10 protein-coding genes and 1 pseudogene are annotated in these 12,104 nt (G+C 64.3%); 1 reads left to right on the top strand and 10 read right to left on the bottom strand.

Going from position 1 to position 12,104, the window contains the following annotated elements:
• Nucleotides 1–101, bottom strand: a pseudogene (locus ACIOC1_RS25645) (IS481 family transposase); the annotation flags it as partial.
• A gap of 128 nt (nucleotides 102–229) precedes the next feature.
• Between ACIOC1_RS25645 and ACIOC1_RS25640 the strand changes: the two are divergent.
• Nucleotides 230–1,089, top strand: a protein-coding gene (locus ACIOC1_RS25640) for an IS5 family transposase (protein ID WP_401856481.1) whose coding sequence is annotated in 2 segments (ribosomal slippage) — nucleotides 230–587 and nucleotides 587–1,089 — 861 coding nt in all. Because the reading frame shifts where the segments join, the coding sequence is not laid out codon by codon here.
• Nucleotides 1,090–1,175: 86 nt separating this feature from the next.
• Here the strand turns inward: ACIOC1_RS25640 and ACIOC1_RS25635 are convergent.
• The 9 genes from ACIOC1_RS25635 to ACIOC1_RS25595 all read right to left on the bottom strand — a co-directional run bounded on the left by ACIOC1_RS25635 (nucleotide 1,176) and on the right by ACIOC1_RS25595 (nucleotide 12,001).
• Nucleotides 1,176–1,487: a hypothetical protein gene (locus ACIOC1_RS25635; RefSeq protein ID WP_401856475.1), complete on the bottom strand. Its 312-nt coding sequence runs from the start codon at nucleotides 1,485–1,487 to the stop codon at nucleotides 1,176–1,178.
• Nucleotides 1,488–1,534: 47 nt separating this feature from the next.
• Nucleotides 1,535–2,326 carry a thioredoxin domain-containing protein gene (locus tag ACIOC1_RS25630; protein WP_401856474.1) on the bottom strand — a complete coding sequence of 264 codons (792 nt, stop codon included), beginning with the start codon at nucleotides 2,324–2,326 and terminating at the stop codon, nucleotides 1,535–1,537.
• Nucleotides 2,327–2,379: 53 nt separating this feature from the next.
• On the bottom strand, nucleotides 2,380–2,931 hold the full coding sequence (locus tag ACIOC1_RS25625; RefSeq protein ID WP_401856473.1) for a hypothetical protein: 552 nt from the start codon (nucleotides 2,929–2,931) through the stop codon (nucleotides 2,380–2,382).
• Between the two features lie 110 nt (nucleotides 2,932–3,041).
• Entirely contained in the window at nucleotides 3,042–3,809 is a 768-nt protein-coding gene (locus tag ACIOC1_RS25620; protein ID WP_401308880.1) for an IS5 family transposase, read from the bottom strand.
• Between the two features lie 904 nt (nucleotides 3,810–4,713).
• Nucleotides 4,714–5,259: an RHS repeat-associated core domain-containing protein gene (locus ACIOC1_RS25615; protein WP_401856472.1), complete on the bottom strand. Its 546-nt coding sequence runs from the start codon at nucleotides 5,257–5,259 to the stop codon at nucleotides 4,714–4,716.
• A gap of 1,527 nt (nucleotides 5,260–6,786) precedes the next feature.
• Complete coding sequence (locus tag ACIOC1_RS25610; protein WP_401856471.1) at nucleotides 6,787–7,563, bottom strand: VOC family protein; 777 nt, start codon at nucleotides 7,561–7,563, stop codon at nucleotides 6,787–6,789.
• A 709-nt stretch (nucleotides 7,564–8,272) separates the two neighbouring features.
• Nucleotides 8,273–9,751, bottom strand: a complete 1,479-nt coding sequence (locus ACIOC1_RS25605) for a PLP-dependent aminotransferase family protein (RefSeq protein ID WP_401856470.1) — start codon at nucleotides 9,749–9,751, stop codon at nucleotides 8,273–8,275.
• 84 nt (nucleotides 9,752–9,835) lie between these two features.
• Entirely contained in the window at nucleotides 9,836–11,074 is a 1,239-nt protein-coding gene (locus ACIOC1_RS25600) for an MFS transporter (RefSeq protein ID WP_401308867.1), read from the bottom strand.
• A gap of 66 nt (nucleotides 11,075–11,140) precedes the next feature.
• Nucleotides 11,141–12,001 (bottom strand): aspartate/glutamate racemase family protein, encoded by an 861-nt coding sequence (locus ACIOC1_RS25595; protein ID WP_355342780.1) that lies wholly within the window; start codon nucleotides 11,999–12,001, stop codon nucleotides 11,141–11,143.
• Nucleotides 12,002–12,104: the final 103 nt, after the last annotated feature.

Raw genomic sequence — 12,104 nt, 5'->3', positions numbered from 1 at the left:
CCCATCTCAGCAGCGACATGGGCGACCGGCCGACCCGACAGCACCCGCTCGACCAGGATCCGTCTGCCATGAATGGTCAGCCGGGCATTACGGTGGGACACGAAGACCTCCGGGCGGTGCGTTCCTAGACAGCTCCACCACACCGGAGGTCTTCGCCATGATCAAGCACCGGCACATGTCAACAACGCTCGTGATCAATACACCTAGGCCGTTTCGTTCGGATCATCTGATCGTTGGTCCGGGTGTGCCGTTAAGCGACGCGCAGTGGGCGCGGATCGAGCCGTTGTTGCCGGACCGGACGCCTCGGCGGGGTGGGCGGTGGCGGGATCACCGTGAGGTGATCGATGCGATCGCCTTCAAGTTTCAGACGGGGTCTCAGTGGGTCCATCTGCCGGATAAGTACGGCAACTGGCGCGGGGTGTACAACCGGCTGCGGATGTGGGCGGTGGACGGCACCTGGGAGCGGGTCTTCACCGCGCTGATGGCCCGGGCCGACGCGGATGAGGACCTGACCTGGGCCGTCTCGGTGGACTCCACGATCGTGCGCGCGCATCAGCACGCGGCCGGGGCCCGTAAAAAGGGGTCCCGGCCGGCGAGCCGCACGACCATGCCATCGGCCGATCCCGCGGAGGACTGACCACGAAGATCCACCTGGCGTCCGACGACCGCTGCAGGCCGATGGCCTTCGTGCTGACCGCCGGGCAAGCCGGTGACGCACCCGCCTTCCCCGACGTCATGGCCCGCCTGCGCGTCCCCCGCCTGCGCGGGCGGCCCCGCACCCGACCCGATGTGGTCCTGGCCGACAAGGCGTACTCCTCCCGCGCCATCCGCGACCAGCTCCGCAGACGCGGCATCCGGGCAGTCATCCCCGTCCCGGCCGACCAGCGCGGCCACCGACTCCGCCGGGGCAGCCGCGGCGGCAGACCGCCGGGCTTCGACCGTGACGCCTACAAGCAGCGCAACACCGTCGAGCGGTGCATCAACCGCTTGAAGCAGTGGCGCGGCCTCGCCACGAGATACGACAAGACCGCGACCATCTACCTCGCCGGACTCCACCTCGCCGGCATCTTCATCTGGTCCGCCCGATGATCCAAACGAAACGCCCTAGGTGTCAGCGCCGACGGCATGCGGCTGGCCGACAACCGCAGGTCGCCGGCCAGCAGGAGGAGATCGGGTCAGCGGGTTGCGTTGGCCCACGCCTTGTAGTCGGCGACGATCATCTCCAAGCGCTGCAGTGCCAGGTCCACTCGCGGGTTGTTGGGGCGGGCGTTCTTGCCGAAGTCCAGGATGTCCTGGATCGCCATGACGAACTCGGCGGTGGTGGTTCCGCTGCCGCGCTCGTTCGCGGTGGGGGTGCTGGCGGCCCGCAGGGTTGCGGCGTTCTCGACCAGTTCGCGGAAGTCAGGGGCGACGCCATTGCTGTATGTGGCGGCGTGGACCAGGGAGGTGAGGGCTCGGCGGAGGGCCGTCTGGCCGTCGCCGAACATCCTTTCCCGGTAGGAGCCAACTGTGTGCCTGTCTTCGGTGGCGTGGCTTACGGTTCGCTGGCGGCGTTCAGCGCCTGGGTGAAGTCCGGGGGCGTCATAGGTGCCGTGCCGCTCGATCCGGCGACGGTTCGTCCGTTGTACCTCAGGGTGGGCGTGCCGGCGATTTTGCTCGTGTTGAAATTTTCGACCATTCGGTTGGCCCAGGTGGCGAAGGTGCCTTCCTTCACTGCCGTCTCGAACTTCGCGCTGCCCTTCAGTGCCGGCACTTTATCCGCGATCTTGAGGAGATAGCTGGTGCTGTTGAACCTGTCATTTTCCTCCGAAGGGTGATTCTCTTTGGAGTAAAGCTCGGCATGGTAGTCTAAGAATGCTTCCCGGCTTACATTGAGGTCGGCTCCGAGTGCTTCGAGTGCCCTGTGTGACCCGTGTCCCCCGAACCTGGCGTCAAGGAAGTTGCGGAAGTTGAACGAAAGGCGGTAGCGGCCGTCCCGGTACCCCTTGAGAACTTCCGGCCCTACGTTTTGCTCGAACTCGGCGCAGACGGGACAGCGTGGGTCCTCGTATAGGTCCAACCTGTCCTTGGCGTGGCCCAGTACCAAGGTGGCGCCTTCCTGCCCGCTGGTGTTGGCGGGTTGGACCAGCGGTTTCTCTGCGGTTGCCTCTGCGTCGTCCCGAGTCGTGGCGAACACGGTGACGCCTGCCGCAATGATCAGTGCCGTGACGACACCTCCACCGGCAATTAGTTGTCGGCGTATCCGGTCATGCTTTGCCTGCTGTTCCCGCTCAAGCCGCAGCCGTTCGCGTGCGGTCGGGTTGGGATTGGTGTCGCGTGGACGCATGGTGGATTCTGAGCCTTCCTCGACGGCGTCGAGTGACGCCGTCGCCGGTAAACCTAGATCGCGCCGCTCGTGAATTCCCGCACTTCAGTTTGGATGGCTGACTTCCATACGGCTTCTTCGGCACGGATCAATTCGGGTACTTCGTCGACGCAGTGTGCGCTGACAGCTACTCCGCCGCCTGGGTGGGGAGCTGCCACCACCCAGCCTTCTCCCGGGACGTTCCAGCGCCGCGCGGGGGTTGCGATTCCGTCGATGGTGATGGAGTGAGGTTGGCCGTCGGGGTCGATGGACGTGAGGTACGAGACGTCGCGGATTACCCACTTGCGTACCGGTCCCTCAGGAAGATCGAGGGAGAGGTCTTCTACCAGGTGCAGCAATGCCCAGTTTGCGTAGTCTGCGAACTCGACGCCCCGCTTGAATTGGGGAGAGAACGAGAAAACGGAAATCCAGGGCTCGGTGCGGGTCCGAGTTCCTCGCGTGAGCCCGATTCCCGTGACCTTACGGTCGCCGTCTCCGCAGAGGGTCATCGGGGAGGTGACGGGAGCGAGCGAGCTGTCGCAGTCGTACACGGGAAAGCTCGCCAGTATGTCTTCTCGCAGTGCCACGAAATCTCCTAGAAAAGAGGAAATTACCGGATGAAGGCACCGGTCAGTATAGGTTGTCGTGGCCTGCGCGGAGGCGCCTCTACGGAGAGCGTGTCAGTGAGCCTTTTCCATCATGGGTTTGAGCTGGTCAGATGCAGGGTGAGGACGGCTTGGATGAGGCTGGTGATCCGGGTGGTGGAGCACCGGAGTTTGCGCAGGAGTCGCCAGTTCTTGAGGGTCGCCATGGCCTGCTCGACGAGGGCGCGGATTTTCGCGTGGGACCGGTTCACCGCCTGCTGACCGGCAGAGAGGGTCTCCCATCGTCCCCGGTACGGGATGCGGACGGTTCCGCCGGCGCCGCGGTAGCCCTTGTCGGCCCAGCAGGGGATGTCGGCCTGGGCGAGGGCGTCGATGATGCCGTGTTCGCGGGCTGCTCGGATGTCGTGGACGGCGCCGGGCAGGGCCGGTGAGGCCCACAGCAGTCGGCCGGACGGATCGGTGAGGACCTGCACGTTCATGCCGTGTTTGTTGTGCTTCCCGGAGTAGAAGGGCCGGTCCGCGGCGATGCGGTCGATGGGCAGGAGCGTGCCGTCCAGGAGGACGAACGCCTTCGTCGACGCGGCGCGCACGGCATCGGCCAGGGTGGGTGCGAGGGCGGCCAGGAGGTCCACGGCCTCGGTGACGTAGCGGTATGCCGTCGTGGTCCCGATTTCGAACCCGGCCGCGAGCTGGGCATACGGATGGCCGTTGCGGAGATGGACGAGAGTGAGCAGGGCCTGGCGGCCGGCACTCAGGCGCCGCCAGCGGGTGCCGCGCTCCCGGCGGCGCTGACGGAGCTTGGCGGACAGGAAGCGCAGGGCAGAACTGGACACGTCGACGCCCGACGGGTAGACAAGCACACGAAGCCTCTGGTGGAGACGGATTTCTTGGTCGAAAACCCATCTACCAGGGGCTTCGCCACGTTGTCACCCCAACTGCACGCGCCCACCGGCAGGTTGGAAAAGGCTCACTGACAGCGGCGAGTCCCAGGGCGGCGGCTGAAGAGTCGGCCGCCGGGCGAGGTCGGCATATTGGCCTTCTCGCCACCTCTGATGAAAACAGAAGGGTTCGATCTGCTATTTTCTTTAATATGAGGGAAGCGGGAAATGAAATTTCCCGCTTCCCTCATAGATCAATGCTCCCGGTCATTTCTTGTTGCGTTGTCCTCGGCTGACCCAGATCAGCGATGCCAGGATTGCAACAAGGAGGACGATTGCGATAGTGACGCGGAGCGGCTTGCTGAGCTCGTCCTGGGCCCAGGGGACGAACAGGAACATAGCCACTATGGCCACAGCCACAGATGCGAACCACGCAACGACTCTGGTCCTGTAGGTGCTCACTGCTCCTCCTGGTGGCTGACTGGCTACGAGCTGCGCAGCGCGTTTTTCGCGCATTTGACGGTGGTTCCGGCCCCTCCCGATACGGCTTGGTTCTCCTAGCGCTTTCGAGTGAGTAGAACGATAAGAAAATAGAAGAAAGCCACTAGGGCAACTACGAGCACGGTTATTCCCAGAACGGCCCCGCTGAAAGCCAAATAATACGCCTGGGGTTCGGTCCCCTGCCCGGAGCTGATTGCCGTGCTATCGGTCACCACTTTTTGCCCCTCCGTTTCCTGTATTTTTGCATACCTCCGGTTCGCATGAAAAGTTGGAATGCTATGAGGGCGGCGACAACCACCACGATGACGAGCCAGACGAAGATATTCACCGGGTTCCTTTCGGTTCAGGGGCCGGGCAAGGGTACCCGGCCCCCAGGCGTACCAGGTCAGAACAGGCTTGCCCCTAGTTTGAAGGCGTCCTTTGCGTCGTTGAGGAAGCTCACGGCTTCGGAGGCGTCGCCGGAACCGCTGGGCCCGTAGTCGCCCACGATGTCCAGCCCTGTATCGATGGCGCAGCCGGTCGCGGCCTCAGTGGCGAGGCCGATTCCCGTGGTGGCGGTTCCTGTGAGTCCTGCGACGAGCGCTCCTTGAGCTCCACCCCTGAAGCAGGACGTCGCATATTTCGACCAGGGCACCTCGCCGGTCGGATCGACGTTGTTGATGGGGTCGTCGCCTGCGTAGGCGTAGCGGTTTCCCTGGGCGGGGTCGGCGAGGAAGGAGTGTGCATCCTGGCTGGTGAAGCGGCCGGTGGTGGGGTTGTACCAGCGCTGGCCGTATTTGATCCAGCCGGTGGTGCGGTCGTAGGTGCCGCCGACGAAGCGGTAGGGGTTCTGGGCCGCTGCGGAGCCGGTGGCGGTGGTGGTCTGATAGGCGCCGTAGGGGTCGTACTGATAGACGGTGGAAGTGACCGTGGACTGGTTGATGAATTCCACGGGGGATCCGAAGCCGTCGATGATGTAGTACGCCTCGGTGCCGGTGGTGGTGCGCAGGACCAGGGGCTGGCCGGTGGTGGGGTCGTGAGTTTTTCGAGCACAAGACCGCTGGGCTCATCCGCGGAAGGAGCCCCGCCTTCAGATGGCGGCATCGGATCCGGCTGCGCAGGGGTGGGCGGTTGTCTCTCCGGGACAGGCACTTCGCCAGCTCGGACGCGGCGGCGCACGTCGCTTGCTGTCGTAGGAGAAATGCCGGCAATCCGTGCCAGCTCACGTACCGGGGCGTCGGGCTTTTCCTTGAGTACCTGAGCGGCGCGCAGCCGTCCTTGAGTGCTGTTCACGGGGCGCATCCGGCCGTCGCGCCCGACGCGTGCGTTCAGCGGCTGTCCAGGGGCAGGTAAGCGCCGGCGGATCGCGGCAACCGACTTCGCGCCGAGCCCGGAGGCCGCCGCGACAGCACGGTCCGACATCTGGGGGTGGGAGGCGATGATCCGAGCTGCGGCCGCCCGCCGGTCCGCGAGTGAGAGGGGGAGGCCGTGCGCGACGTTGTTCTCGACCGCACGCAGGAAGGCGTCTTCTGGTGACCCGTCGAAGAACTCCACCTCGATGACGTCAAGGCCCTTCGCAACGGCCGCCAGGAGACGGTGCATGCCGTCAATCACTTGCATGCCCACCCGATGCACCACGATAGGAGGGAAAGGTTCCTCCACTTCCACCAGCCTGTTGAGGTGCTCCTGGTCGATCCCCCGCAAGCGTGGTGACTCCCCGGGCAGAACTGACGTGACCGGTACGAAAGCTGTCGGTGCTCTGCCAGTCGGCAATGTGGATTTGCTGGCCGGTCTTCTTCGCGCTGCTGGTCCGAACTGTGGTGCTGGAACGTCTGTCTCAACATCAGGTTGAGACATCCTTCCCCCTTGGGGTCATTTTTCACAAATAGGACATGTTTTGCTGCTCGCGACAGGAACACAACAAGTGTCAGTCGGCTCCGACGGCATTGCACCGAGCGGTCCGGCTGTCCCGGCAGCCCACGTGCGTTCTCGGCGGTTGCATCCGGCTTACTGTGAATACGTCTAGGGCATACGTCAGTCGATGTGCGCAGCATTCATGGTCGTGCCATCGTTGCCATCTGTCTAGAGCTGCTAACAGCCAGTCATGCGGCGATGGTTGCCAGCCGGGCTAAAACCGGCCCGGAATCCCGCACAGGCCGGTCCGGACTGGCTGAGAAGGACCGTTGCACAGGCTTGGATGCGGGGACCCGCACGGGAGGGAAGGGGGCCGCGGCAGGCCAGAACTCATTCCCCGTTACAAGGGTGATGACGGAAAAACTGAGCCCAACGTGGCTGGCCTTGCACCGGAAGCGTGTGCGCCTGGCGCATCTCAGCGTGAAGTCCCTGTCCACTGCTCAGCCTCGCCACGTTGCCCGGCATGGCCGAAATTCTGGCGGATCCTCCGCCGGTACAGTCCAGACCAACCGCTTAACGTTAATTGCGACAGCCGCCTCCACCCGCATACGGGACGTTGAAGCGCTCACTTCTGCATTGAATTCAGCACAGCCGCGCAGTTGCTGACTGTTGGTGCCAGCACCATGGAACCGGAAACGAACAACAGCCCCTGCCTGCTGTCTTCCTGGATTCCCGGAGATGTTCCTCCGGAGAGGAAATATATCCCCGTCACGCCGGAACTGGATCCCGCTGCCGATGAACGGCGGTCTGTGACAGTGAACTCGATCTGGTCCGCTCCGCTGGTGTAAAAGCGGAGCCTTCGGTAACCATTGATAGGCGAGTCAATTTTTGTCATGGTGAAGGCTTTCTCGCACAGGGCGGAGTAAATATCGAACTCATCCCCGCCGAGATCCAGTTCTATACGGCCTATGTGGGCCTGGGCCGCCTGCTCCACGGCGTGGGGATGCGGTATCCAGTTGCGCTGACCCAGGGAGAGGGCTGCCTCAGGGCCTTCCAGCGTGAGTGTGTGATGTATCCAGCCCGTCCGCACGATGACCTGACCACGTGAACCCGATTCGACCATGGCACCGCAAGCGGCAGCTGCGCTGGCAGTTTCGTGTACGTCTTCACACTGCAGGGCGATGCCCGCCACCACCGGACCGGGCTGACGCGCCGGTTGAGCTGCCGCCCAGCCTGAAGTCACGATCACATGGGCCTGGCCGCGTCTGAGAAGAACGGAGCTCCCGTCGACCTCAACCACGTCAGCGACCCGTGTGAACCCGAGGCGGGACATCAAAAAGGCGATATTGGTAGAAGCCCTTTGTGTGTACAGCTCTATGTGCGATATGCCAAGAATTGTCATTTCGGGAATGCCTCATAAAAATTCGTCTAGTGTTCGATTCGGTTCTCTTCGATGTGCGGTTCCAGAAGAGACTGGAAGAACAGCATGACCGGTGCCCGATCCACGATCAACCATGGCTGGTGCCTGACAGCGGTTTGTTCAACTGCGTATCGCGGCAGTTGAACAAACATCGGCAGATCATGTCGGTCCCCGCGCCCGTGCGGCCGACCGCCACCGCGCTAGATCTGGTTAGCGGCCCAGCAACTCGCTCCCGGCGTAGCCGCCGGCCCGCAAGAATCAGGAACTGCCCCACTCGTACTCGTCGGCCGCGGCACGCTGACCAGACAGCGGTCAGTGGAAGCAGCCGATCCAGGATCCCAGGCACTTCGAAGGCGACCTCACCACCGGCTACGCCGAGCCTTGTGCTTCTGCGACGGCTGCCGGCCGGACATGTCCGCAACGCGTACGGCCGCCCCACCTGCCCCCAAGGCGCGGCTCCTGTCGGTCTGCAGCACGGAAACCCTTGCCTCACTTCGTCACCGAACCCAGTTACCGCTCCGCAGGACCCGGACCGGCGGTCACCAGCGGGCTCACCGCAACAACCGTCTGATCACGTGCCGCGATAGTCGCTGGGAACCTATCCGCTTCATTACGCCGAGCGCGGCCACGCCTACCTGCGCACCTCACCCCAGCAGCCGGGTCAGCGGACTGCTGGGGACCATTCATGCCTTCAGGCAATCCATTGCGGTCGGCGGCGCGGCGGCGGGCTGGTGCCGCCCTCTGCGACTGCTGCACCAAGGCGTTCGGCCGCATCGTTCAATACAGCAGGGGACAGGGTGTAGGGAATACGCAGACGGGTTTCGCAAACACCAGGGTCGATGGAGAAACAGGAGCCGCTCTCGATGCGGATGCCGCGGTCGCGGGCTTGTCCGGCGATGGTGCTGGCAATCGGATGGCCGAGGTCTACCCATAGGGACAGGCCGCCTGGGGGAAGATGCCAGGACCACTCGGGCAGGTGCGTGGCGAGTGCGGCGTTCAGGGCGTCTCGTTGGAGGCGGAGTTGCTCCAAGCGGGGCGGCAGCAGTGTTCTTGCCTGTTTGAGCAGATGCAGGGCCATGAGCTGGTCGAGGACAGAACCGCCGAGATCATTGGCGATCCTTTCCGAGGCGAGTTCGTCGACCAGGTCGGAGGGGGCACGCAGCCAGCCGATGCGCAGCCCGCCCCAATAGGTCTTGCTCATCGACCCGAGAGTGATGACGCGTGAAGCATCGCGAGGGGGAGCGTGCGACGCGAACGGTACGGGCGGCGGAACATCGAGGGCGACTTCGGCCAGGGTTTCGTCGATGACGAGCCAGGTGCCGGTGTGCTGCGCAACGTGCAGGAGATGGGCGCGTGTCGCGTCGGGCATCAACAGGCCCGTGGGGTTGTGGAAATCGGGGATCAGGTAAGCCAGATGGGGGACGCTTTGTCGCAGCGTGGCGTCCAGGACACCGGTATTCCAACCATGGTCGCCGACCGGCACCGACACCGGGCGCAACCGGTGCCGGCGCAGGGCCTCAAGCGCGTTGGGGTAGGAAGGAGTTTCGATGAGAACGCGGTCGCCTGGACCGCAGAGGAGCGAGAGGACAAGGGTGAGTGCATGCTGAGCGCCGCTGGTGACAAGGATCTGCTCGGGGGTGGTGGCAAGACCTCGCACGGTGTAGTGCGCGGCGATGGCTTCGCGGAGTTCGAGCAGGCCGTGCGGGTGATAGCCCGGGGTGCGGGCGTGGGCGGCCAGATCCGGTGTCACCGCGATCAGAGCCTGGGCGATGACATCGTCCGATAGACCTGGCGCGGCGCGAGCGAGATCGATCGTGGCACCGTCGATTGCGACGGTGCGGGCGATATTTGCCAGCGTCCGGCCGCTGGGCAGGGCTGTCCACGTACCCGAGCCGCGCTGACTGTGCGCGAACCCGGCCTCCCGCAGGCGGTTGTAGGCAGCTGTGACAGTGGTGCGGCTTATACCGAGGACAACCGCGAGACCGCGTTCTGACGGCAGTCGGACCCGCAGGGCGATCTGTCCGTCCAGGATGAGCCGGCCGATGGCATCGGCCAGCATCCGATAGGAGAGTTCGCGCTCAGAGGACTGCGGGAGCAGGGCAGAAAGTTGCTTGCTCCCCAGGCTCCGTTTGGTACCTGCGGTGGACGGCGGGCGGTTTCGGTCAGTCAACTTCCCTCCAGAGGGCCCTGGATGGCAACGGCAGGCGCACAGGCGTACGGGTTCCTCGGCGATGTGTGAGACCGCTGAAGCCGATCAGGCGGGTCTGCGGGTTCGGCTCTTCCAGCCGATCGCGCCCAGGGCAGTAAGAGCGAGCAGGGACAGGGCGGTCCAGTCGGGAGTGAAACTCCCGGTTGTGTCTCTCACCAACCCAAGGGCCGGCGCCACCAGGATCACGGCAATCTGGTTGACCGCCATCGCCCACCCCAGCGCGAAGCCGGACTTGCCCGGGGGTGCGCAGTCCGCCACGTAGGCCACCCAAGGCCCGTACCAGCCGAACCCGAAGAACCCGAGCCAGGCCATCAGACAACCGATCACGAGCCCGGAATGCAACGGCACCCATGCCAGGGCCACCAGACCAGCGATCGTGCAACTCATACACGTCAGGACGGGTACGGACCGGCTGGAGGAGCGATCGCTCCAGGCTGCCAGCGTGATCCGCCCGACGACACCGAAGCTGAGGGCCACTAACAGATAGGAAGCAGCACCGCCTGCGGTCACCGATGCCGTTGCATGCAGGTAAAGCTCCGTCAGCAGCAGCAGCCCGTACTGCACCGACGTCATGGCCACTCCGGACAGCATGATGGTGACCATCTCCGGTGTGCGGGCCACGTCCAGACGCGCCGCGACCTGCTCACGAACCGAGCGACCGTCCCTTGAGGGCGTCGAGGAAACAGCGGGTGAGCGGTAGAACCCCATGAAGACTGCACCGCCGACCAGTGCCAGCGCTCCTGAGCCCACCAGCGGGGCCCGCCAGCCGTAAGAGTTCGCCAGCCATGGGAGAGTCGCCGCCGCCAGCGCACCGCCCAAAGGCAAGCCGGCCTGACGGATGCCCATCGCGAACCCGCGCTGCGAGGGAGCGAACCACGACGCCACCGACTTGCTCCCCCCGGGTTGAGCAGTGCTGTAACCCGCTCCCACTATCAGCAAGAACACCAGCAGCCACCCATACCCGGGCGCCAAGCCCGCAGCCAAAAGTCCAAGGGCCACGATGACACTGCCTCCGCCCACTACCCACCGTTCGGGATAGCGGTCCAGCAGCTCGCCCGCCACCAGCAGTCCCGCCAGTGGAATCAGCTGCGCGGAAGTCACCAGCAGCCCGATCTGCGTCGTGTTCAGATGCAGATCACGCTGCAGGACGACGGTGATCGATCCGATGCCCTGGACGAAGAAGCAAGCACAAGCCTGGGTGAACGTAGCAATCGCGAGAACCACCCAGCGATAGCTGTCAGAACGTACGCCCTCGTGTTCGCTCACCTGCTCTGCAAGCTTCACACCAACTCCAGCAGGATCAACTGACCAGTTGTGGAAAAGGGGCTCCGGCGCAGCAGCTACGGCTCGTCAGGCCACGCCTGTGTCCACAGCGGGGAATGACTGCAAAACGCGGCCCTCCAGGTATGCGCCTGCAGCCTGGGGAAGAGACTCCGTCCGGCCACTGCGCAAGACCGTCAGACTCCCGGTCGTTGGCACACCTGGGTCCGGCTGAAGTCCCAACAGAACAAGGGCCTGGTTAGCCAACTGGGCCGCCGAACCATGGAGAACGGGCGCGCTTCTGCCTGCGGCCTGCAAAGCTGCGTGGATCTGGGGAGCGACCAGTTCGTAGTGCGTGCATGCGAGCGCAACCGCCTGAACATCGACCGGAGTACGTTCCACAGCGGTGGCGATGGCATCTGCCAAGGCTGCGCTGTCTGCGCGTTCGATCGCATCTGACAGACCATGGCATGCGACCTGCGTCACCGATAAGCCTGCCGCGAACTGTTCTATGAGGTCTCGCAGTTGCGGGCTGCCGATCCCCGTTGCGGTGCCCCACACCGCCAGCGGACCACCCGCTGCGGCTGCGGCCTCTACTGGGGGCAACGTCCCCACCACGCGCGTTCTCGGCTCGAGGTATTCCTTGATAGCAGGCAGAGCATGCAGAGTCGCCGTGTTGCAGGCAACGATCAACAAGTCCGGTTCATAGGCAAAGGCCGACTCAGCCACCATCAGCGCCCGCCCTCGCAGATCCTCCGGGGAGCGCACCCCCCAGGGCATGCCATCCGGATCGGTAGCCAGCACCAAATCGGCATCAGGACGCAATCGTCGAACCGCTGCGGCTGTGGCCAACATGCCCAACCCCACATCCATGATGGCGACACGAGGCTGCCTGTTACCGGACCCGTGCGGATGCCCGCCGAACTGGTGGCTCAGGGAACTCCCTGTCATGCCTGCACTCTCCCGCGTAGCTTCTTCGACATCACCAGCGGCAGTCTGCGGCGCGGGCTGGTACGAAGGACAGATCCAATTGGCCCGAAGTGGCTTTGAGCTC

The sequence above is a fragment of the Streptomyces sp. NPDC088197 genome (assembly GCF_044741185.1).
In the GTDB taxonomy this organism is placed as follows: Bacteria; Actinomycetota; Actinomycetes; order Streptomycetales; family Streptomycetaceae; genus Actinacidiphila.
Note: the sequence above shows the minus strand (reverse complement) of the source record. Positions and strands in the feature narration are given on the sequence as shown.